This is a genomic window from Staphylococcus sp. 191 (genome assembly GCF_011174885.1).
GTDB lineage: Bacteria > Bacillota > Bacilli > Staphylococcales > Staphylococcaceae > Staphylococcus > Staphylococcus coagulans.
In genome coordinates this window covers 12,135-36,216 of the sequence record NZ_PNRJ01000010.1, presented here as the reverse complement: position 1 = coordinate 36,216, position 24,082 = coordinate 12,135, and the positions used below count along the sequence as shown (strand labels likewise).

The window sequence follows — 24,082 nt, the reverse complement described above, 5'->3', positions numbered from 1 at the left end:
ATTTGTATTTTATATCTAAATGTTTATATAATTCGGCCCAGCCTATGTTGTTTTTTGCTTTTATCTCTTCTAAAATTTCTTACTCATATATATTTCTGTTCTACTATGTACCATTTAAAATGCAAAATTTTTGTCATATCACTCCAAAACAGATACTCCCATGGAACAGAACGAGCCGAAGACTACAGGCTGAGGCTGTCTCCTCGGAAAGTAGAATTATTCAATACGAAGTTTTATCATAAAAAAGAAGCGCTAAGACGATGCTTATAATCAATCATCTAGCGCTATTTATTTTGGAATTGATCACGGCCTCAATGAAAATGAGACTGTGAGAACTGAGTCGTGTATATCTTCGTAATTTAAAACATCTCCAATTCAATTTTAAGTTGATCAACGTACTCTTTCGTACCTGTAACAATAAGACGATCGCCATATTGAAGTTGAGTATCCCCGTGCGGTACGATAGATTCATTATTGCGGATAATTCGTACAAAGATAATATCGCCACCAAATGGAAAGTTACGCAATTGCATTTGATCAAATGCATAATTGTACATTCCAATTTCATAAAGCGATGTTTCCACATTGCTTAATAAGTTCAGCATGTTTGGTGTTTCAATCATACCTTTTAATAAAATCTGATTACTTTGGAAATTACTGAACAACTCAATACCTTTACTACTTAATGTTTGTGCTTCATCACTCGCTTCAAGGCGACATATCACGCGCTCTACGCCATGATCTTTTGCCATTAATGCGACGCGTCGGTTGATTTCATCATCATTAGTCGAACATACAACGATATCACTATCAAAAAGACCTAAACGTTCTAATATTGCAGGGTGATAATCTGCCATCTCAATCATCGTGATATCATCTGATAATGTGCGATGATCTGTTAAATCTTTTCGGTAATAAAGTGAAATCTGATATAACTGAGATCTTAAACCTTGTGCAATTGGAATAGAAAGTTGGTTTTTACCTATCATTGCGACTTTAATAGAACGTTGCATCTCATCTGGAATAGGTATAAGTTTTTTAAACACTATAGGTACAAAAACACATGTGATAACCGCACTTAAAACAAGGACACCCGAAGTTTCTTTACTAATCGTGCCCAGCTTTTCTGCGATTTTAGCTGCTGCAATGACGAGTGATAATGTTGAAGTCAGTAAAAAGGCAGATGCAATGGTTGTTTTCATATCAAACCATTTTTTAAGTAATAATACAGGAATCAGTTTTGAAATAATAAAGGCCCCTATTAACACAGGAATAATTAATAAAATCATAGGATCCTTAATCAAAGATGGAATATTTAAATCGACACCGACCATGATAAAAAATATTGGAATAAAGAATCCGTAACCAAATGAATCTAACTTCTCAACAAGATCTTGTGTCGGTCCTAATAAAGAAACGACAACACCCGCTAAGAAAGCCCCTAAAATATTTTCTGCGCCGACACCTTCAGCAAGTGCCACGAGTAAAATAATAAGCGCAAACACGGCACGAATACCAATTTGCGTCGTTCCATCCATCAGTTTTTGTAAAAATGGTGCTTTTTTGAACAATCCGCCTAAGAAGTAAAATACAACTGTAAAGACGACTAATATTCCTATAAGCCAAAGCGTTTCAGCACCTGATGCATGTACGGCCCCATAAACTGTAAGTAATAACATCGTCGCTAAATCTGCAAGCACAGCGACTAACAATATCAATTGTCCAATAGTCGTACTCATCAAGTTCATTTCTTTTAAAGTAGGAACGACAACACCAAGTGAAATGGTTGATATAATAATCACCATTAATAGCACATCATCAATAAGCCCCATCCATTTGAATGCGAATGCAAGAGCTATGGAGATAATCATGATAAGCAAAAACACAGACAAAGCGATGCGTAAATGGTTCGGAACCTTTGCATCTTCTTTCTTTTTATTCGATTTATCTTTTTTAAATGCATTGAAATCAATTTCTAAACCACTTAAAAACATAAGAAAAATAAAACCTAATGTGGATAGAATGTTCAGTACTTCGTCACGATGAACAAGATTTAGAAATGAATTACCTATCACGATACCCATTAAAATTTCAGCTACGACGACAGGTAAAAATGAAATTTTCAATCTGTTAATCAATATTGGTGTAATCATAGCCGCAACTATGACAATGACTAGTGATACAAATTCCATGAGTACCCCCTTAGGTTAAAAATGACGTTGCTAATCCGAAATAGATTAACATACTTACTATATCATTAATTGTAGTAATAAAAGGTCCGCTTGCAACTGCAGGGTCAATGCCTATACGATTCATTACAAGTGGAATGACAGACCCAATCGTTGTTCCTACTGTCATCGCAATCGTTAAACTCGTTCCAACAATGAGGGCAAGATAAGGTTGTCCGTATAAAATGATAATAATAAAGCATAAACTCGTTGCGCAAGTAATACCGGTTAAGAAACCACTCCCGGATTCACGCAAGGCGAGTTTGATTTTACTTTTTTCTTTAATATCACCCGTGGAGATATTACGTACAGCTACGGCTAAAGACTGCGTTCCAGAATTCCCAGACATCCCACTAATAATTGGTATAAAAGCAGCAAGTAAAGCCACTTTTTCAAGCGTTTCTTCAAAAGAACCTAAAATAGATGCTGTAATCATCCCTAAAACTGTTAAAATCAGCAACCAAGGCAACCGTTTAAATGCGGTTTGAAAAATCGAATCATCTGTAGAGTCAATGTCCGATACACCGGCTAAACGAGAGTAGTCTTCACTTGCCTCTTCATCCATAACGTCCACGATATCATCGATAGTAATAATCCCTAGTAAATGATTTTGATAGTCGAGTACGGGCATAGCAATAAAGTCATAGTCTCTCATTGTCTGTGCGACGTCTTCTTGGTCATCAGCAACATTAGCACTGATGACACGCTCATTCATAATATCTTCAATATAAGTATCATTTTCAGCTATAATTAAATCCCTTAATGATAAGACACCGACAAGTTTTTTCTCTTCGTCTACAACAAATATCACGTAAATGGTTTCCGCATCTGGCGCTTGTTCTTTTACCCTCATTAACGCTTCGTGCACCGGGGTATTGATTGTCAAAGAAATAAATTCCGTTGTCATGATACCGCCGGCAGTATCTTCATCATAATGAAGTAACGCTTTAATTTCTTTAGCGTCCTCACGATTCATCAACATTAATAAGCTTGCAATTTTCTTTTTCGATAGCTGATTTAAAATATCTACCGCATTATCGTACGACATATGTTCAAGTACTTTACTCGCATAGGCCGCGTTCATTTCTTCAAATAAATCTTCATATTCTTCTTCATCAATTTCTAAACTCTCGAAAAACTCAGCCACTTCTTCGGGAGATAAATATCGATACATTTTTTGACGTATATCGTCATCACTCACTTCAAAGTATTCACTTTGTTCATATGAGTGCAGTGCTAAAAATTCTTCTCTAAAACCATCAATATCCTCATTAGCTATTAAGTCATCCAACAAGTCTTTGTCGAATATTTCTTCGTCATCTAAAATGATTTGTTCATTTTCATTAGCCACATTTGCCACCTCCATCAATCCGTATATCTACAAAGTGGTTAAAACTTGCTCGAAGTTTGGATGTTGATTCCTGATGTTTATTTCTTTATTTGTCAATGGATGTACAAACCTGACTTCTGCGCATTTCAATAATTGTGTTTGATAAGTAGGGTGTGCTCCTCCATATAATGTATCCCCTACTAATGGTGCATTGATGTATTCGAAATGAACACGAATCTGATGCGTTCTACCCGTTTCAAGTTTAACACGGCACCATGTATAAGTCTTGAAATTTTTAATAGGTGCATAATATGTCAGTGCGGACTTACCGTCTTCAGAAACCATACGTTTAATAATGCTTTCTGTATCCCGAGCGATGGGTGCATCAATGAAACCATTTTGTTCTAGCACCCCATGACAAATACACTCATAGTATTTTTCAATCTCAATATGACTCATTAAATGATGCACATGACGTGATTTCGCAATAATAACAATTCCTGTTGTATTACGATCCAACCGTGTAACAACATGAGGGATGCCCCGTTCATTGTGTAGCTGCATATACGCTAAAACCTGTTCAACTAAACTTTCATGAGGATGTTCTCGTGAAGGTGCCGTATTTTGTTGTTGTGGCTTCACGACAACAAGTAGCCATTCATCCTCATACAAAATATCCAGCGGTGCTAGAAAAGGCTGAAGATACGGACTCGGAAGCTCTTTAGGAAGATGTACTTCTAAAGTATCATCACTTTGTAACGTATAACGTACAGTCTTCGGATCACCATTAACAAGTAAAGCGCCATTTTGTTTAATGGCGCTAATCGTCTTTTTAGAAAATTGTTGTGCATATAAGAATGACTTTAGTGTCATAGACGTTTGGATATGATATTTAAATATCACGATTCATCACCACTAGAAATAAATGAATCGTGGACACGTTTCCAGAATGGGAAAGGTCTAAAGCGTGCAAAACGAATCTTTTCGTTAGCAACACGGTATTGAATCGCATTAACATTTTTATGTTTAACACTCACATGATCAATGGTCGTTAAAATGCTATCGTGATTGACCGGTTTCACATGACATGTATGATGTTTAGGTAACACTAAGGGAGAGCCAACCGTACGGAAAACTCGGTTATTGATTGATGCAATTTCAGCAATTTGAATTGCTTCTAATGAAGGATGAATCAATGCACCGCCTAATGCTTTATTGTAAGCGGTCGAACCAGAAGGCGTAGAGATACATAACCCGTCCCCTCTAAATCGTTCAAAGTGTTGACCACGAATGTCTAAATCTACAACAAGCGTTGTTCCATTTTCCGTTTTCATAGTGGCTTCATTAAGCGCGAGGTAGCGTGTTTCATAACCTTTATCATTGTAGCGAATAACAATCTCTAGCAATGGATATTCAATGACTTGGAATTCAGAGTTATTAATCTCTATAATTAATTTTTCTACCTCATGTGGTAACCAATCCGCATAAAATCCGAGATGACCTGTATGTATCCCGACAAACGCACATCGAGACAACATATGACTATAATGATGAAAAGCTTGTAATAAAGTTCCATCACCGCCTACTGAAATAACGATTTCAGGATTTTCTGGATCCTCGATCATTTTAAAATCTTCCATATGGCACATCATTTTATGTTTCAGTGCTTCAGATTTTGAATCTCCTTTAGATAATATAACGTAGCGCATCAATCCACCCCGCGATCCTCATGCTTGTTTGCACGTTTTTTCGAATAATATTTTTGAGCTTCTTGAATCTCTTCTTTAATTTCTGACATTTCTTCATCTAATAAGAAAGCGGCTTCAGCTGCACGTTCTAATCTCGTTTGAATTTCGGGTGGGTAATCCCCATCATATTTATAACGTAGCGTATGCTCAATCGTTGCCCAAAAATTCATGGCTAAAGTACGAATTTGAATCTCAGCTAAAATTGACTTTGAACCATCCAATGTTTCAATTGGGTACTCAATAATCACATGATATGAACGGTATCCACTTTGCTTAGTATTACTAATATAATCACGCTCTTCGATGACCTTAAAGTCTTGACGTTGACGTAGTAAATCAACCACAATGTCAATATCATCTACAAATTGACACATCATTCGTAAACCGGCAATATCATACATTTCTTCACGTAAACGATCGAATGGAATACCCCTTTTATTCGCTTTATCAATAATGCTCGTAATGGGTTTAACACGCCCTGTCACGAATTCGATTGGTGAATTATATTCTGCAACTTCATATTGCTTTCTTAAGCCTTTCAGCTTTACTTTTAATTCGTCAATCGCTTGTTGATATGGTGCTAGAAAAATTTCCCATTGGTTCATCTCACTTCACTCCGCTTCATACGAGTTCAAATGTTTCTTCTACGGCAGTCACAAATTCTTTTCCATAATTGGAATTACCTTCTATGTTTTCTAATAAGTAGTCCAACTCAGGAGAAAATTGCGTTAACGTTAATTCATCGTTAATCACAACTTCTTTGCCCCGATGTTCATGAAGCATTGGCCAAGTTTCTTGTACAAACAATAAGTACGAGAACGAAGATCCATCATCTAATAAATAAACAAAGGCGTGACGATCACTATCAGCAAGCATTTGTCCCGCTTCAGTAAAACCTTTCGTAGGTTCATCCGTATAACATAAGATACGATTATCTTGAATTTTAACTTCGTTGACATAAATGCGCATATCTTTTCCTCCTCATCACGTAACATTTTAACATAATTTAACGTGACACTCATCGTTCAAAACAAACTCATGTGAATTACTTTCAAAACATCACATACTTCGGCATAATAAGTCAATAAGGAGTGATCATCAATGTCAATTGAACGAGAAATTGAATTTAAACAACGACTCAATAAAGCGCATTACGAGAAGATTAAGGCGCATTATTTTTCAAAGCAATCCCCTTTTAAGCAAGTTAATTATTACATTGATACACCAGACTTTCAAATTCAATCACAGAAAATGGCTTTAAGAATACGAGAAAAGCAAAACGCTTCTAATGAGATGACGTTGAAAGTGCCCGATCAAGTTGGTTTATTAGAACACAATGCACAAGTGACTTGGTCACCTAAACAAGATAAACGTGTCCCTGTTGATATCATTGACTCATCCATACAAGAAGTTCTCGAACTACGTCACGTAGCTGTGCAAGATCTACTAGTTCTAGGCGCATTAACAACCTATCGTCTTGAAACTGAAACAGCACACGGTTTACTTGTCTTAGACCATAGTACGTATTTAGATACTGAAGATTACGAACTAGAGTTTGAAGTATCAGATTTTGAAACAGGAAAACATGCATTTCATCAACTATTAGACCAACTACAATTAGAACCGGATACGCCAAAAAATAAAGTACAACGCTTTTTTGAATACAAAAAACATAATCAAAACATAAATAAGAAGAAAAGATGATTGTAAACTATACAAGCGTTGTTTCATTCAATTGATGAAGAATCCATTCACAAAATTCAATAGTATGACATGTAAACAGTTTATGTACAAGTGTTTTTGCTTTGAAATGTAAAAATTCATGTTATCATTTATATATAATACGAAACTTGAGCGGTGATGAAGATGGCACAGACACCTTATGAAGTGATTGGGCAAGAAAAGTTATACGCCTTAATTGATCATTTCTATAGACTAGTAGAACAAGATAATAGAATTAATCATTTGTTTCCTGGCGATTTTGCAGAAACGGCACGCAAACAAAAACAGTTTCTAACGCAATTTCTAGGTGGACCGGACTTATATACGCAAGAACATGGGCATCCGATGTTAAGAATGCGTCACATGTCTTTTCCGATAGACCATCAAGCAAAAGCCGCATGGTTGGAAAACATGCACATTGCTATTACAGAAGCACAACTTCCGTATGGCGTGGGCGATTACTTGTATGAAAGACTAAGTTTAACCGCAAATCATATGGTCAATATAGAAAATTAATTGTAGGTGAAATAACATGACGAAAGAATTGAGAGCTATCGTGAATACTTGTCGTGAAGATTCAAATCTTTCACCTGTAAGTAAGATTGAAATTTACTCTTTTTTTGATCCATTTAGTATGGACAGCTTTAAACTTTCTGCGATTTTGTCAAAGTTACGCATTGAATACCATCAATATATTCGTATTCGTCATATATTAAACCCTTCTTTGCGTGTTTTAACAAAATGTCAAGCACAAAGCACTTCAGATCGGGATAACATTGCACTTGCATTTAAAGCTGCCGAATTACAAGGACGTGCACGTGCACATCGTTTTATGCATTTAATTCAAAATGAGATTATCCCCAAGCCCGACATTGTTACAGAAGAAATGATACGTAAATGTATAATTAATGCAGGTTTAGATTTAGACGTTTACAAAGATGATTTAAAGAACGGGCAGTTGCGTGAAAGTTTAAAAGTGGATCTCCATATCGCTCGAGAAATGGAAGTTGAACAAGCCCCTTCTCTTGTCTTTTTTAATGAAGATATTCAAGAAGAAGGTTTAAAAGTAGAAGGCCTGTACCCATATCATATCTATACGTATATTATTAATGAAATGATGGGAAGCCCTATCGAAAAATCTTTACCGCCGAATTTAGCTGATTATATTCAACAAAAACAGTTGGTGACAGAAGAAGAGTTATTGACAATTTATGAATGGCCAGAGAAAACTTTAAAAAAAGAATTAAAAAAATTAATGTTGCAGCAGAAGATTACGAAAATGACTTATCCTGAGGGCGTCTTTTGGAAATCAAAGATGTAAATATGACTATTATTAATAAACGAAATGACACTAGACAAATTTAACGTTTATAGCTAGGAGCTAGTAGGCGACAACACTTGTCTAGTGTTTGTTTTTGCTTCACGCTATCAGTGTTGATGACGCTTCATTTTGTCGATTGCTATCGCAAGACAGACTTTAACCCTATCGGTGACGAACTCCTGAATAACGTTAACATGACACGCTCTTAGTTAATGAATATGTAATAAAGGCATAGTACAGAATTTAGAATAAGAACATAGCTAAAAAAGGACAAATAAAAAACGCCGTGTTTCGACACGGCGCTAAACAAAGGGGATGGGAGAAATTTTTCACTTCAAACAAAGGGGTATGTTTGTTATGTGATTAATTTCATGCTCATAATATAACACGAGTGTTTTATGGTTTCAACCATTTAAGGACTAAAAATTAAAAATTTCACAAAACCGTCATATTGTAAACGAATTCATATCTATCAAGCTTTCATTAATTTTTCAAAGGCATCCAATTTTTGTTCAAAGACTTTACATGCATCCTCAATCGGTTGTGGTGTTGTCATATCTACACCAGCATTTTTTAAGATTTCAATTGGATAATTTGAACTTCCTTTTTTCAAAAATTCATTGATGTAACGTTCAACGGCTGGTTGACCTTCAGTTAAAATTTGGTGACTTAAACTTTGTGCAGCGCTATAACCTGTTGCGTACTGATAGACATAATAGTTCATATAGAAATGAGGAATTCTAGACCACTCTTTACTAATGTTTTCATCTGTTTCTACTGTGTCACCAAAGTATTGACGATTCAATGTAGCGTATTCTTCATTCATACGATTAGCTGTTAATGGCTCCCCTGCTTCCTCAATTTGATGAATTTTATGCTCAAACTCTGCAAACATCGTTTGACGGAAAAGCGTGGCTCTAAAGCGCTCTAATTCTTGGTTTAATAATAATAGACGGCGTTTATCATCAAGGTGTTTATCCATGTAATGGCTCATTAATGCTTCGTTACATGTTGAAGCCACTTCAGCTACGAAAATAGAATAATCACTCATGTTAGATGGTTGATTTTGACGGCTAAAATAACTATGCGCTGAATGACCAAACTCATGGACTAACGTATATAAATCAGAAACAGTATCAGACCAGTTCAATAAAATAAACGGATTCGTTTTATGCGCACCTGATGAATAAGCACCTGAACGTTTTCCTTTATTTTCATATACGTCTACCCAGCGATTGTTTAAGCCCTCTTTAATCACATTTAAATATTCTTCCCCCATTGGTTCCAAACCTTTTAACATCCAATCAACCGCTTCATTGTAAGGCATTTCGAACTTGATATCTTTAACCATTGGTGTATACATATCGTACATTTTTAAATCGTCTACACCTAACAATGATTTTCTTAATTTTGTATATCGATGTAATAACGGCAAATATTCATGGACTGTTTTCACGAGGTTATCATAAACTTCTTCAGGAATATTGTTATTTCCTAAAGCTTGCGCACGGGCACTCTCATAATGATGTGATCGTGCATTAAATACATGTTTTTTCACTTCTCCTGCTAGCGTAGCACCTAACGTATTGTTGTAGCTTCCATAGGCTTTATATACATTTTCAAAAGCAGATTTGCGTAGTACACGATCATCAGACTCTAAATATTTAATAAATGTACCTTGCGTTAATGGGTGTTTTTGACCCTCTTTATCCGTTACATCTTCAAAAGTAAGGTCTGCATTATCAAACATACTAAATACATTGCTTGGGGTTGATAGTGCATCTTGTGCCTCAGTTAGTAATTTTTCCTGCTCAGCATCTAAAATATGCGGACGCTTTTCGTTGATTAATTGTAAATCGAACTCAAAGCGTTTCAATCCTTCATGAGAGGCAACATAAGATTCAATTGTTTTCTCATCTATTTGAAGTAATTCAGGTACTAAAAAGCTCCAAGCTGAACTTATTTTAATTGCTAATTGATGTGCACGTGCTTCAAAACCAGTATATTGATCGTTTGCTGTATCTTGGTCTTGCTTTAAATGTGCATAGACGTATACAGATTCAAGTTCAGTTTCAATTTCATCTTCGAGTGATAAAGCTTGATATAATGTTTCTGCGTCATCACCTAAGTGACCTTTAAATTGAGCTTCTTTTCCTAAATAGCTTTCAACTGTTTTAAATGCTTTTTCCCAAGCTTCATCACTTTCAAAAATAGTTGTTAAATCCCATGAGTATTCAGGATATTTTTGTTCTTGTTGTTCTCTTGTGAGTTGTTGTGACATTATTTTTCCTCCTCTTGGTGTTAATATTAATCTTATTTTCTCATTTTTCTTACAATAATGCACACTATTCACTTATAAATTTAAAAATTTAATATATCGCGCTATTATGCTATTGATTAATTTTAATGAATTCACTTCTTTCAGAGCAAACTGACGCAATTTTATGTTTTTAGCTAGAAGTGCGTGGCTTGGTATTTGGCTTTGTATACTCTTCAATATCCATAACTGCCATAAAACAGGATGCGTACGAATATAAATTTGTTCTGGAAATAAAAATCCAGTTAATTTAATAACTTGTTCATCTGTTAATTGTAATTGGTACATTAACGATATTGTAGGTTCTCGCACATTGTTTTTTTGACGACATTGTCTTATATAGCTTAAGATTGTCGCAGTCGATAATTTACGAACAACCATTTCTTCAGGCGCTTGATGACTTAAATATTGGCAAAGCTGTGCGACAGGAATCATGGTCATTTCTCCATAAAATTGTGTTGCTGTAAGCGGAACAAGTTGTGAAATTCGATAAATACTATCTGTCTTCGTATTGATACAAAAGAGTGAATAAGACTCTGGTAAAATTGCTTGTTGATGAAGTTGTGTCAGAATGAAGCGACCTTGTTTAATTTTAGGCAATGCTGTAAGCCATAAGACACGATAGCCTAGCTGCGTTAACCCTATCGTACGTTGTCTCATTAGTTCGTAAGAAATCATACTTAATTGTATTTCTAATGCCCAATGTCCTACAATCAAGTCTGGAATTTGGTTAATTGCTTTCAAATAGGGTTCTAATTTTACATCAGCATGGCTCTTTTTTAATTGAAGATATAAATGAGATTTGCAACGATGATGTTGTTCAGATTCACCTTGCATCTGACGTGTAGAATGGAGATTGGATTGATGGGCAAAGTGGGCGCTTTTAGTGGCCCCTTGTTTTAAAATGACAGCCGCTTTACAAATTGGACAAAAATACTGCTCTTGTTTGGACGCATGTTGTGCGAAAACTTGCTCTAATTGCTCATTGTATGCTGTTAACATCTCGTCACCTCAATTACATACACGTACAAATATTAAGAATTACTTCAAATATTTTTTCAGCGTCATCTTTTTTAAACTCAACTCGTTATAAATAATCGTGTTATCTCTGATAGTAAATCATTACAAGTCATACAGATTGACTCGATATATTAAACGCATCTTATAAACCAGCGTGCGGCATAAGTTTTAAACACGTTCAAATAGGTAATTAAATTCATACTGTGGTTTAAAATTTGAAGTCAGGTGAAGGAACATGCTTACATTTTTAGCAATTGCGATTTTCGTTTAACTTTAGTTTTTGTCATATGGTAACCGAAAGGATTAGACATTGGTGTAACTGCTTTAATAGCGCGGGTATTGCGCTGCTTACAAGTGTTGTTCAATGGGGCAATGCAGGACAAGTGACGCATATCGTTTGGAATGTGACTTTAGCTTTTATCTCGGTTATGATCATTTCACTTATGTTAGATGAGATTGACTTTTTCGAATGTGCAGCCATTCATAAGGTAAAGGCTTCAAACGGCTATCGTTTAAAAATGTTTGTGTATTCATCATGTTATTAGGTACTGTTGTCGCTGCTTTCTTTGCAAATGACGGTGCAGCCTTGATTTTGCCCCCCATTGTATTAGTGATGGTTAAACATTTAGGTTTTAAAACTAACATAATCTTTCCATTTATTATCGCCTGTGGCTTTGTCTCAAATACGACATCTTTGCCTTTAATTGTCGGCAATTTAGTGAATATTATTTCTGCTGATTACTTTTGCATAGATTTCTTACAATATTTAGGTCGAATGTTCATCACTAATCTTTTCGCATTAATTGCAAGCATTTCTTTCCTGTGGCTTTATTTTAGAAAGTCTATTCCTCAAACTTTTAATATTTCTCATTTAAAAGCGCCTAAAGATAATTATAAAAGATTCAAGATTGTTCATACTGGCATGGTTCATCTTAGTCGCATTGTTAGCTGGCTATCTCTTTGGGGGCCTTATCCATTTTCCAGTCTCCATCATCATCGGGATGATTGCACTCATATTTCTGGGTTGCACACATCAATCTGAAGCTGTTCATGCTAAGCAAATCATTCTAGGCGTGCCTTGGAATATTGTGCTGTTTTCAATAGGGATGTACCTGGTCGTGTTCGGTTTAAAAAATGCCGGAATTACATCCCTCTTAGCTCACGCGTTATCTTATATTTCAAATTATGGCTTATTCAGTAGTGTCATAGGTATGGGCTTTATAGCTGCGTTTTTATCCTCAATCATGAACAATCTGCTAACAGTTTTAATAGATGCAATTGCTATAGGACAATCTGAAGTAACCGGCTTCATAAAGTAAGGCATGATTAATCCAGATGATTAAAGTTTGATACAAACTCTGACCATTCTTAGTGCCTATTGTCATTGTAATATTTAAAAAAGTTCTCGATGATTTAATCGAGAACTCTTTTGATAAACAAAATAATTTTTAGTTATTAATTAGTCACTTAAAGGAAAATAACGTTTCACTTGTTCTGTTACATTATGACTCATTATAATTTTACCATAATCATTTAGATAGTACGCTGTTCGATCACTCGGCATTGCAAATTCTAATATTTGACCATAGAAATCATGAATTTCTTCTTCTTGAACAGATTCATCAAAATGAACTGCGTAATAATACGTTTGATCTATCATATAAAGTAAATCTTCAAAATCAGTCAATTGTTGATCGTTACGATGTGCGTATTCAATGACATTTTCTAAATCTTCAAATTTAAAAATCGCAGTACGAGGTGTCGGCGCTTTAGTCTTATGCGTACGTTCTCTTTCATTTTGACTATCTGATGTTTGGTCATCTTTCAACGACTGTGATAATAATTCGTTCAATTGGCTATCGAATTCATCAAAGGTACTATCTTCTTCAGACATTTGCATCAAATCATCATTTTTAGATTTTGAAATCGTTACTTCGACGCCTTTTTCAAAGGCATGTACTTGTATCCATAACGGTCCTTCAACGACAAAATCTTCTTCTTCATTGATTTCTTCCATAACAGACCAGAAAAATTCTTCGCCTCGTTTACGGTTAGTCCAAAGATCTTCACGCTTAAATCCACGCGCCTCAATATCTGTATATGTGATAAAAAGTTTTACAGTCATATCGTCTATACGTTCTATTCTCATATCATCTCACTCCTTACAGTCGATGAATAGTAACCCTATTGTATTAGACAACCAATAAAAACACAATCTATTTGACTGTATCAAATAAAATTGTGTACCTTAGCACTTTCAGTATAACATATCTCCCTTACATGACACCTGTTAGGCACACACATTAAAAATGGAGGAATATATGATGGTTTATAGTTAGCTGCAATCCTTTTGACACTTCTCAGTCATCATAATTAAAAGGACTGGAAGTGATTTTCCAGTCCTTTTAATATGCTAACGCTCGCCTCACATTAGTGATTACAAACGCTTATATTTAATCAACCATACGTTGTGCTTCTTGCAATTGGAACGTACGTACTTTACGTGGTAAGAAACGACGAATTTCGTCTTCGTTATAACCTACCTGTAATCGTTTATCGTCTAAAATAATTGGACGACGTAAAATACCAGGGTTGTCTTGAATAATTGTGTATAAATCTTGAAGTGGTAATGCATCAATGTCCACATTTAATTTTTGGTAAGTTTTAGAACGTGTAGAAATAATTTCATCCGTTCCATCTTCAGTCATTTTCAAGATTTGTTTAATTTCATCTAAAGTTAAATGTTCAGAAAAAATATTACGCTCCGTATACGGAATGTCATGTTCTTGTAACCATGCTTTCGCTTTACGGCAAGATGTGCAACTTGGTGAAGTAAATAATGTTACCATACATCTCACTCTCCTAATTTAATGAATGTTATTCATTGTAATTTAACGCTTCAAGATTAACTGCTTAAACATATATAAACAAGTCTAACCTTAATTTATCTTTGCTTCTAACGCTTATGTTTATATTATACACCCGAAACATTAAAATTAAATGAGAAATCTGTAAAATAATCAAATGATTGCAATAATCAGACTTTAGTATGATTTTTTTCAATTTGGTTACTTCCTTAATATTAACATAACTTACAAACAAAGAAAATACTGTTACAATAGTATTGAATAACCAAGAAAGAAAGTAGGCTAGTCATTATGAAAACATTATTTTCGGGAATTCAACCGAGCGGTATTCCAACAATCGGTAATTACATTGGGGCGCTTAAGCAATTTGTCGATATCCAAGACGATTATGAGTGTTACTTTTGTATTGTCGATCAACATGCGATTACAGTTCCTCAAGATCGATTGAAATTAAGAAAGCAAACACGTCAACTTGCTGCCATTTATCTTGCTTCCGGTCTCAATCCAGATAAAATCACTTTATTTATCCAATCAGAAGTGCCTGCACATGTACAAGCAGGCTGGATGTTAACAACCATTTCTTCAATTGGTGAGTTGGAGCGTATGACTCAATTTAAAGATAAATCACAAAAACAAACGGAAGGTATTCCTGCAGGACTCTTAACTTATCCACCTCTTATGGCTGCAGATATTGTGTTATACAACACTGATATCGTTCCCGTGGGTGATGATCAAAAACAACATATGGAGTTAACACGTAATCTTGTCGATCGTTTCAACTATCGTTACAACGATATTTTAACTAAACCAGAAGTCCAAATGCCAAAAATAGGCGGACGCGTTATGAGTCTTCAAGATCCAACGAAAAAAATGAGTAAAAGTGATGACAATCAGAAAAACTTTATTTCATTACTCGATGAACCTAAAGTCGCAGCTAAAAAAATTAAAAGTGCGGTCACAGATTCTGATGGTATAATTCAGTTTGATCCAGAACAAAAGCCAGGTATTTCTAATTTATTAACCATTTACTCTAGTTTGACTGGAGAATCTATTTCTAACCTAGAAAAACGCTATGCTAATGAAGGCTATGGGACATTTAAAGGTGATTTGGCCGAAGTGGTCGAAAACTTTTTAGTCGACTTCCAAGAAAAATATCACCACTTTTTAGACTCAGACCGCTTAGATGAAATATTAGACGAAGGACGCGACAAAGCACATCGTGTTTCATCTAAAACATTGAAAAAAATGGAAAAAGCAATGGGACTAGGACGTAAACGTAAATAAGAAGTGCTTCATTCCTTACGAAAAAAAGACGTCTGACAAAGACTGTATGCACAGTCTGTCAGACGTCTTTTTCTATTCTATTAATCTTTTTTCTTACCTGTTTTTCTATCAATATCTTTGTCGATGTAGACATATTTCAATGTCGTATCGCCACCGATATTATGATATTGAAGATTTTTAACTTGAGGGTTTGTTAAGTGCGCTTCCCCTTTTTGATAAATAGGCGCTATTGGCGCTTCGTTTAACAATAATTCTTCAGCTTTCACTAACGATTCATTACGTTTTTCTTCATCTTTCAATAATACGCCGTTTGCATCTTTCACCATTTTATCGTAGTCTTTATTACTCCATCCCGTTTTATTCGATGCATTACCCGTAGTCATAATGTTTAAGAATGTTAAGGCATCAGGGTAGTCTGGTCCCCAACCGGATAATGAAATTTCATAGTTTTGACTTTGTTCACGTGCGACACGTTGTTTAAACGGTAACTGCTGAATTTTCACTGTGACACCCGGCAAGTTCTTTTCGATTTGTGCTTTAATAAATTCTGCAGATATTTTAGATGCTGGCGTATCCTCTGTATTCAATGTAAACGTAAATTCCTTTTGACCGAGCGCTTTCTTCGCTTTGTCATAGTGTACTTTCGCTTGTTTAGGATTATAGCCTAACGGTGATTTAATTTGATCCGCAAAATCTTTACCTTCTGGTGTTTTTGCTGTGGCTTTCGCTGTAAACGCATCACTCGGTGCAGAACCATTATTAAGCACTGAATCTACATAAGCCTTTTTATCAATCGCTTGTGAAAAAGCGATACGCATATCTTTATTTTTAAAAGCTGGTACTTTATCTTGGTTGAGCTTCAAATAGAACGTCGATGCGAGCAAGCGTTTTTTTAATGCAGGCGAATCTTTATATTTATCGACTTGTTCAGATGAAATACCTGTATCATCAACTGAACCAGTATCGTATAAAGAAGCGCCAGCTTGACCATCTTTTAAAATTTTATAATTCACTTTATCAAGTTTGACGGCTTTTTTATCCCAATAATCATTATTTTTCACTAATAAGATTTTGTCTTCAACTGCCCAATCTTTTACTTTAAATGGCCCGTTGTAGACTGCCTTATCTGCTTTCGTACCGTATCGATCGCCATACTTTTTAACGACTTTTTCATTTTGTGGCATAAACGTACCAAATGCTAACATTTCTTTGTAATATGGTATTGATTTTGTAAGCTCAAACTGTAATGTATGGTCATCTAAAGCTTTCACACCTAATTCTTTCGGTTTCTTTTTGCTCATGTTAATTTCTTCAGCATTTTTCAAATCATACATAATATAAGCATACTCAGAAGCTGTATTTGGATCTAGAACACGACGCCATGCAAAGACGAAATCATGTGCCGTTACCGGATCACCATTGGACCATTTCGCATTTTCTCTTAACTTAATCGTCCAAGTCTTACCGCCATTTGTAATTTTCGGTTCTCCTTTTGCAACACCAGGTACCGCTTCATCTTTACCATCTAAAGTGTAAAGCCCTTCATAAACTTGATTAAATTTATCAAAGCTAACACTATCTGTAACTTTAGCAGTATCCAATGATGTCATATCCTGTGGTATCACTTTTCGAAAGACTTGTCCATCACCATCATAAACACTTTCAGCATTCCCACAAGCTGATAACACAAGTACTGCTGCAATAGCTGTCATTAATAGTTTCAATGTGCTTTTAATATTCAATTGTCATTCCCCCTTCCCGCCATTATAAGCCGACTAAACCGTGTGCTTCACGGTATTGTTCAAATTCTTCATCTGTTGCAAAAACATAATGACCTTCTGTAAATTCTTTTAACGTACGTTGATCATTTTTAGAAGCATCTTCTTTATATTCAACACGTTTTCTTGTCCGTTCACTATCAGGATCAGGCTGCGGAACAGCTGATAGCAGTGATTTTGTATATGGATGAATAGGATGACTATATATCTCATCTGCAGTCCCTAATTCGACAATACGCCCTAAATGCATAACAGCAATACGATCTGAAATATATTTTACCATCGACAAATCATGGGCAATAAAGAGAAATGTGATGTTACGTTCACGTTGTAATTTTTGCATTAAGTTAACCACTTGTGCTTGAATCGATACGTCTAATGCTGAAATCGGCTCGTCCGCGATGATGAATTCTGGTTCAACTGCTAATGCACGTGCGATACCGATACGTTGACGTTGACCTCCTGAGAACTCATGTGGATAACGATTCGCATGACTTTTTCGCAGTCCTACTGTTTCTAACAAATCATAAACACGCTTTTTGCGATCTTTTCGATCTGATGCTAAACCATGAATATCTATCCCTTCAGCGACGATATCCATGACTTTAAGTCTTGGATTGAGTGAAGCATAAGGGTCTTGGAAAATCATTTGTATTTTCTTATTAAATTTAAGTAAGTCTTTATGCTTTTTAATATCTTGAATATTAACCCCTTCGTATAGCACCTGGCCATCAGTTACATCATTTAATTTAATTATTGCTTTACCTGTCGTTGACTTACCAGAACCTGACTCTCCTACAAGGCCAAACGTTTCACCTTTAAATACTTTGAAAGAAATATCTTCAACAGCACGTACTTCATTACGCTTGCCATGGTTGAAATACTGTTTTAAATTTTTAACTTCTAATAATACTTCTTTTTCAGCCATTAAAACGACACCCTTTCTACACGTTCTGGTTTATCAAAATTGTTCGGCATTGGACGTTGCTTACGTTTTACCATTTCTGGCGGTTCAACGTGAGGTGCACGTTCATCTAACAACCAAGAACGAACATAATGCGTCGGCGAAACTTTGAACCATGGCGGCGCTTCTTTAAAGTCAATCGCTAAAGCATATTCACTTCTCGGTGCAAATGCATCGCCTTTCGGTGGATGAATCAGATCCGGTGGTGAGCCAGGAATCGCTAATAATTCTGTGTCGTTCCCTGTTTTTAAATCTGGCATTGACGAAAGCAATCCCCATGTATAAGGATGTTTAGGATCATAGAATATTTCATCAACATTCCCTGTCTCAATCATTTGACCGCCATACATCACAGCCACACGATCTGCAACATTAGCAACAACCCCTAAATCGTGTGTAATAAAGATGATAGACGTATCAATTTTTTGTTGTAATTCTTTCATCAAATCTAAAATTTGAGCCTGCATCGTCACATCTAATGCGGTAGTTGGTTCATCCGCGATTAACACTTTAGGTTCACAAGCAAGTGCCAATGCAATGACGATACGCTGTCGTTGACCACCTGAAAATTGATGCGGGTATGCATTGAAGCGTTCTTCCACACGCTTTAAACCTACTAACTTTAATAATTCGATAGCACGCTTTTTCGCTTCTGATTTACTTAGGCCAATATGTTTAATAATGGGCTCCATGACTTGCTTACCAATTTTCATAGTTGGATTAAGAGATGTCATAGGATCTTGGAAAATCATTGAAATCTCTTTCCCACGTAATTTCATTAATTCTTTTTCTGATTTTTGTGTGAGGTCTTCACCGTTAAAAATAATACTTCCATTTTTAATTCTTCCAGATTTCCCTTGGAACAATTTTGTAATAGCTTTAGTAGAGACAGATTTTCCTGAACCTGATTCACCTACAATTGCCAACGTTTCTCCTTTATTTAAATAAAAGTCAACGCCTCTTACCGCTTGCACTTCCCCTGCTTCAATATCGAAGGAAACATGCAAGTCATTAATTTCTAATACACGTTCAGACATTGTAAATTCCTCCTTTATTTACGCATTTTAGGGTCAAATGCATCACGTAATCCATCACTAAAGAGATAGAAGAATAAGATTAATAAACTTAAAATGATTGCCGGAATAAATAATTCATGCGGGTGAATGAGTAACATTGCTCGCCCTTCATTTACTAGTGAACCGAGTGAAGTTCTAGGTGCAGGGACCCCAATACCAATAAAGCTTAAAAACGCTTCGAAGAATATCGCATTCGGCACTGTAAACATCGATGTTACAATAATTGCACCTAATGTATTAGGCAAAATATGTTTAAAAATTAATCTGAAATCGGATGTTCCAAGTGTACGAGACGCCAATACAAACTCTTGATTTTTCAATTTTAAGAATTCGCCACGTACCACACGGCTCATTCCAATCCATCCCGTAATGGTCATCGCTAAAATAATTGTCCAAATGGATGGTTCAAAGATTAATACGAATAAAATAACAACGATTAATGTTGGAATAGATGAAATAATTTCGATAATCCGTTGCATAATATCATCGACACGACCTCCAAAATAACCAGAAATCGCCCCGTATATGACACCAATAAAAATATCTAAAAAGGCAGCTACAAAACCAATAAATAATGAAACTTGCGCACCTTGCCAAGTACGAGACCATAAGTCACGACCTAATTGATCTGTACCGAACCAAAAATTTTCTTTAACATGTGCTTTATCGTATGCGTTACCGTCGACACCTTCACCATTGAATGGTAAAAATGGCACTTTATCTAATACAGCAATTTTAGGTGGTAAGTTACGACGTTGAACATCTTGTTCAGAAAAATCATGACTATTTAATAAAGGACCAATTAAGGCAAATAAAATAATGATAATCAGACCAATCATACCCACAACGGCTAATTTGTTTCGAGTGAGTTGTGCCCAAGCATCTTGCCAAAATGTACGTCCTTCTCTTTGAAACTCTTGCTCACTGCCATCAGGTGCACCTGTACGAACAAAGTCTTCACTCATTATGCCTGATGTTTGAGCGACTGTCGCACCTGAATGATCGTCTTGTGGTAAATTGCGTTCTTCATTTGACATCATTTCTTACCTCCTTGCAAACGAATTCGTGGATCAATTAAACCGTACAAGACATCAACGATAAAGATTGATGCGATGAACAATGTACTGAATAGTAGTGTAATCGCCATGATGACAGAGAAGTCATTTGTTGTAATTGATCGAACGAATTGGTCCCCTAGTCCAGGTACACCAAAGATATTTTCAATTGTTAATGTCCCAGTTAAAATACCTGCTAACATCGGTACAAGGATAGTAATGACTGGAATCAATGCATTTCTAAGTGCATGGCCAAATAAAACTCTACCAGTTGAATTCCCTTTTGCTCGGGCAAGTAATATGTAGTCTGAACTCAACACTTCTATCATTTCTGCTCGAATATAACGTGCTACTGTTGCTAAAACAACAGCTGATAAAGCTAACGACGGTAATATTGCTGTGGAAATACCTTCCCATCCAGCAACTGGAAACCATTGCAAACGTACAGCAAATACATATTGTAATAATACTGCCAATACAAACGATGGCACTGATATCGCAATAACCGAGATAAAGGTTGCTAAATAGTCAACCCACGTATTTTGCCGGGTGGCTGCTGCGACCCCTAAAATAACACCTGCAATGACACCAATTACCATTGCAAATAGCCCCATTTGCAATGAAGGTACTAATCTCGGTTTAATTAGATCCCAAACCGGTTGGTTATCGTATTGAAACGAGTTACCAAAATCTCCTTTGACAACATTTTTCATATAGTTTGCATATTGAACAGGTAATGGATCATTGAGTCCATATTTTTCATTCAATATTGTTTTTTGCTCATCGCTTAACTTTTCGTCATTAAATGGTGAGCCTGGCATTAACTTCATTAAGAAAAATGTAATGGTAATGATAATAAACAACGAAATGACCATATACAATAAACGCTTCAAAGTATATCTAAGCATCAGCGTAAACCCCCTAATCTAAATTAACATTCCCTTCTAAATTTTCAGAAATATTAATTTCATTATAGACTTTTCGCAAAATTTAATCAATAACATTTTGATTTAACACAATAAAAATTTTTAGATTAAACTCGACTTTTCATTGTGCTTTATAATGATATTCACACTTTCAGAATAGATCTATAGGTGTATATTGAAGGGAATTAAGTTACAATGATTTCAGTAAATACTAAATAAGGAATGAAACTATGAAACGTATAAACAAAAATGCTTTAATTTATATCTTATTTACACCCCTTGCAAGTTTAATTATATGGCTTTTATCTATCCATACATGGACACACTTCATCAATATCTTTTTCACCATAACAATAATGGTCTCGATATTACTATTCACATTCTTAATTATTCAAGAAGGCATACTCGACGTCACAAGTTATGGATTTAGAAAGTTTCGCTATCAAATGATGCGTAAAAAGAATCGCTCACGCTTTGAAGATGACGCTTTTTTTAATCCAAAGCATGCTAAAAAATCGGAATACTTTGTATCACCTTGGATTATGCCTGCGCTTCTTATTCATGTCGCTTACTTTGTCATCGCTATTGTACTCGCATATCTCGCATAATAAAAAATGAATAAATTTAAGGCGAGTGTTCTCCTAGGAAATACGATGATTTCAGATTATTCAATTATTTTATGATGAAAATTTCAGTTCAAATTGATCATTTATTCTGCAGTCAGTTTTATCTCATGTAACAATTTTATACTTTTGCTTTAAAACCGTTTACTTTTAATCAATGATTAATATTTTACAGATACATTTATTTGAAACGTTTTGAACCTTTTAAATAAACGTATACAATCATTTTGAAAATATCTATAACTTTTCCAATCTTTACATATATTAGCATAAGGACATTATCTTTCTTAATTGTTATATTTTATTATTGCTGACAATATATCGTACGTAAGTATAGCTCTTTGACGTGTTTCTTCTATTATATATAGTTAGATAATATGAACACTGTATTTGTAGAAAAAACATCTTTGAATAAGTATTCGGCATCATTTTATGTTGCTTGTTGATTATTTTCTTATTATATTCATAAATTAGACGACACCAATAAGAGAGAAAATTAAAAAATGCGTTCACCCATCAATGATTTTGAGAGTAAACGCATTTTTTGATTTAAATTCTCTATTTTATTCGCTATATTTTTTGAAAATGAGTACTGCGTTATGACCGCCAAAGCCAAGGCTATTACTCATCGCGTATTCAATTTCATGATCTACAGCTTCATTTGGCGTAATATCTAAATCAATTTCAGCATCCGGTGATACAGCGTGAATAGTCGGCGCAATTTTACCATCACGAATTGATAAAATTGAGAAAATCGCTTCAATACCACCTGTTGCACCTAAAAGATGGCCCGTCATTGATTTCGTCGAACTAATTTTCAGTGATTTAGCAGCGTCACCAAAGGTGTTTTTAACCGCTTGAATTTCAGATAAGTCACCAACAGGCGTACTTGTACCATGTGCATTCAAGTATTGAATATCTTGAGGCTGAATGCCTGCATCTTGAATCGCTGCTTCCATTGCACGAGAACCACCTTCACCTTCTGGCCCCGGTGCAGTAATGTGATATGCATCTCCAGTAGCACCATAACCAACAAGCTCAGCATAAATTCGAGCACCACGCGCTTGTGCTGACTCAAGTGACTCAAGTACTAGAATCCCTGCACCTTCACCCATTACAAAGCCATCGCGGCCTTCTTGGAAAGGTCGACAAGCTGTTTCAATATCGTCATTCGTTGTTAACGCACGACTCGCACTAAATCCAGCAATAGCCATATGTGTAATTGGTGCCTCTGTTCCACCAGCAATCATTGCATCAGCGTCGCCACGTTCAATAAATTTAAAAGCTTCACCGATAGAGTTTGTTGCTGTCGCACAGGCTGTAACAGTAGCACCATTAGGCCCTTTTGCACCTGTATCTATTGAAACTTGACCTGAAGCCATGTCCGGAATTAACATCGGTACAAAAAATGGACTCACACGACGTGGACCACGTGCTTTTAATTGATCATAGGCTTGTTCAAAAGTTTCCATACCACCGATGCCAGAACCAATCCAAACGCCTACACGATCTGCATTCTTTTCATCAATAGTTAAACCAGAGTCTTGTAATGCTTCGCGTGCCGCTACAACGGCATACTGTGTAAAACGTGCCATTTTTCGTGCTTCTTTTTTAGGAATAAAATCTTCCACGTTAAAATCTTTTAGTTCTCCACCAATGTGCACCTGATAAGGTTCTGTATCAATTCTAGTGATTTTATCGATACCATTTACGCCATTCAGGGCGCTGTCCCACATTGATGGGACGTCATTTCCAATAGGTGACAAGGCACCAAGGCCTGTAACTACAACACGATGTTTTTTTGTCATGTTCATTTCCTCCTC

At 35.6% G+C, this 24,082-nt stretch carries 21 protein-coding genes and 1 pseudogene; 6 read left to right on the top strand and 16 right to left on the bottom strand.

What is annotated here, in order from left to right:
• Positions 1-359: 359 nt before the first annotated feature.
• From C1H58_RS08070 to C1H58_RS08045, 6 genes are read right to left on the bottom strand one after another with little or no spacing between them, the layout of a single operon-like run.
• On the bottom strand, positions 360-2,192 hold the full coding sequence (locus C1H58_RS08070) for a monovalent cation:proton antiporter family protein (protein ID WP_165545880.1): 1,833 nt from the start codon (positions 2,190-2,192) through the stop codon (positions 360-362).
• Between the two features lie 10 nt (positions 2,193-2,202).
• The gene (gene mgtE / locus C1H58_RS08065; RefSeq protein ID WP_207554628.1) at positions 2,203-3,594 is read right to left on the bottom strand and encodes a magnesium transporter; all 1,392 of its coding nucleotides are present in this window, start codon (positions 3,592-3,594) and stop codon (positions 2,203-2,205) included.
• Between the two features lie 12 nt (positions 3,595-3,606).
• A complete protein-coding gene (locus C1H58_RS08060; protein ID WP_060830159.1) occupies positions 3,607-4,461 on the bottom strand; it encodes an RluA family pseudouridine synthase in 855 nt (284 codons plus the stop codon).
• Positions 4,458-5,267, bottom strand: coding sequence for an NAD kinase (locus C1H58_RS08055; protein WP_016424660.1), 810 nt, complete (start codon positions 5,265-5,267; stop codon positions 4,458-4,460). The genes C1H58_RS08060 and C1H58_RS08055 overlap by 4 nt, the downstream gene beginning before the upstream one ends.
• Entirely contained in the window at positions 5,267-5,911 is a 645-nt protein-coding gene (gene yjbM, locus C1H58_RS08050; protein WP_165545878.1) for a GTP diphosphokinase, read from the bottom strand. The genes C1H58_RS08055 and yjbM overlap by 1 nt, the downstream gene beginning before the upstream one ends.
• A 16-nt stretch (positions 5,912-5,927) precedes the next feature.
• Complete coding sequence (locus C1H58_RS08045; protein ID WP_050331446.1) at positions 5,928-6,275, bottom strand: UPF0738 family protein; 348 nt, start codon at positions 6,273-6,275, stop codon at positions 5,928-5,930.
• A gap of 132 nt (positions 6,276-6,407) precedes the next feature.
• Here C1H58_RS08045 and C1H58_RS08040 point away from each other — a divergent pair, with 132 nt between their 5' ends.
• The 3 genes from C1H58_RS08040 (at position 6,408) to yjbH (ending at position 8,349) form a co-directional block, all read left to right on the top strand.
• The gene (locus C1H58_RS08040) at positions 6,408-7,010 is read left to right on the top strand and encodes a CYTH domain-containing protein (protein WP_050331447.1); all 603 of its coding nucleotides are present in this window, start codon (positions 6,408-6,410) and stop codon (positions 7,008-7,010) included.
• A gap of 162 nt (positions 7,011-7,172) precedes the next feature.
• Positions 7,173-7,544: a truncated hemoglobin YjbI gene (locus tag C1H58_RS08035; protein ID WP_016424656.1), complete on the top strand. Its 372-nt coding sequence runs from the start codon at positions 7,173-7,175 to the stop codon at positions 7,542-7,544.
• Positions 7,545-7,560: 16 nt separating this feature from the next.
• Entirely contained in the window at positions 7,561-8,349 is a 789-nt protein-coding gene (gene yjbH, locus C1H58_RS08030) for a protease adaptor protein YjbH (protein ID WP_016424655.1), read from the top strand.
• A 472-nt stretch (positions 8,350-8,821) separates the two neighbouring features.
• Here the strand turns inward: yjbH and pepF are convergent, their stop codons facing one another.
• Together pepF and C1H58_RS08020 are read right to left on the bottom strand one after the other, a co-directional pair.
• On the bottom strand, positions 8,822-10,630 hold the full coding sequence (gene pepF, locus C1H58_RS08025; protein ID WP_165545877.1) for an oligoendopeptidase F: 1,809 nt from the start codon (positions 10,628-10,630) through the stop codon (positions 8,822-8,824).
• Between the two features lie 72 nt (positions 10,631-10,702).
• Positions 10,703-11,668 (bottom strand): competence protein CoiA, encoded by a 966-nt coding sequence (locus C1H58_RS08020; protein ID WP_165545876.1) that lies wholly within the window; start codon positions 11,666-11,668, stop codon positions 10,703-10,705.
• Between the two features lie 253 nt (positions 11,669-11,921).
• Here C1H58_RS08020 and arsB point away from each other — a divergent pair.
• Positions 11,922-13,002 (top strand): annotated as a pseudogene (gene arsB, locus C1H58_RS08015) (arsenite/antimonite efflux transporter); the annotation flags it as partial.
• Positions 13,003-13,145: 143 nt separating this feature from the next.
• Here the strand turns inward: arsB and mecA are convergent.
• Together mecA and spxA are read right to left on the bottom strand one after the other, a co-directional pair.
• Positions 13,146-13,835, bottom strand: coding sequence for an adaptor protein MecA (gene mecA, locus C1H58_RS08010; RefSeq protein WP_050345878.1), 690 nt, complete (start codon positions 13,833-13,835; stop codon positions 13,146-13,148).
• 304 nt (positions 13,836-14,139) lie between these two features.
• The gene (gene spxA / locus C1H58_RS08005; protein WP_016424649.1) at positions 14,140-14,535 is read right to left on the bottom strand and encodes a transcriptional regulator SpxA; all 396 of its coding nucleotides are present in this window, start codon (positions 14,533-14,535) and stop codon (positions 14,140-14,142) included.
• A 309-nt stretch (positions 14,536-14,844) separates the two neighbouring features.
• On the opposite strand from spxA, the gene trpS reads away from it, so the two are divergent.
• Positions 14,845-15,837, top strand: coding sequence for a tryptophan--tRNA ligase (gene trpS, locus C1H58_RS08000; protein WP_165545875.1), 993 nt, complete (start codon positions 14,845-14,847; stop codon positions 15,835-15,837).
• Positions 15,838-15,917: 80 nt separating this feature from the next.
• On the opposite strand, the gene C1H58_RS07995 is transcribed toward trpS, so the two are convergent.
• Genes C1H58_RS07995 through opp3b form a run of 5 tightly spaced genes read right to left on the bottom strand, consistent with a single transcriptional unit; the run spans position 15,918 to position 21,618 of the window.
• On the bottom strand, positions 15,918-17,549 hold the full coding sequence (locus C1H58_RS07995; protein ID WP_165545908.1) for a peptide ABC transporter substrate-binding protein: 1,632 nt from the start codon (positions 17,547-17,549) through the stop codon (positions 15,918-15,920).
• A 52-nt stretch (positions 17,550-17,601) separates the two neighbouring features.
• Positions 17,602-18,543 (bottom strand): ABC transporter ATP-binding protein, encoded by a 942-nt coding sequence (locus C1H58_RS07990; protein ID WP_165545874.1) that lies wholly within the window; start codon positions 18,541-18,543, stop codon positions 17,602-17,604.
• Positions 18,543-19,616 carry an ABC transporter ATP-binding protein gene (locus tag C1H58_RS07985; RefSeq protein WP_165545873.1) on the bottom strand — a complete coding sequence of 358 codons (1,074 nt, stop codon included), beginning with the start codon at positions 19,614-19,616 and terminating at the stop codon, positions 18,543-18,545. The genes C1H58_RS07990 and C1H58_RS07985 overlap by 1 nt, the downstream gene beginning before the upstream one ends.
• 14 nt (positions 19,617-19,630) lie before the next feature.
• Complete coding sequence (gene opp3C / locus C1H58_RS07980; protein ID WP_165545872.1) at positions 19,631-20,692, bottom strand: oligopeptide ABC transporter permease; 1,062 nt, start codon at positions 20,690-20,692, stop codon at positions 19,631-19,633.
• Positions 20,692-21,618 carry an oligopeptide ABC transporter permease gene (gene opp3b / locus C1H58_RS07975; RefSeq protein WP_165545871.1) on the bottom strand — a complete coding sequence of 309 codons (927 nt, stop codon included), beginning with the start codon at positions 21,616-21,618 and terminating at the stop codon, positions 20,692-20,694. The genes opp3C and opp3b overlap by 1 nt, the downstream gene beginning before the upstream one ends.
• Before the next feature lie 248 nt (positions 21,619-21,866).
• Between opp3b and C1H58_RS07970 the strand changes: the two genes are divergently transcribed.
• On the top strand, positions 21,867-22,244 hold the full coding sequence (locus tag C1H58_RS07970) for a DUF3899 domain-containing protein (RefSeq protein ID WP_165545870.1): 378 nt from the start codon (positions 21,867-21,869) through the stop codon (positions 22,242-22,244).
• Between the two features lie 578 nt (positions 22,245-22,822).
• On the opposite strand, the gene fabF is transcribed toward C1H58_RS07970, so the two are convergent.
• Positions 22,823-24,067 carry a beta-ketoacyl-ACP synthase II gene (gene fabF / locus C1H58_RS07965; protein ID WP_060830170.1) on the bottom strand — a complete coding sequence of 415 codons (1,245 nt, stop codon included), beginning with the start codon at positions 24,065-24,067 and terminating at the stop codon, positions 22,823-22,825.
• Between the last annotated feature and the right edge of the window lie 15 nt (positions 24,068-24,082).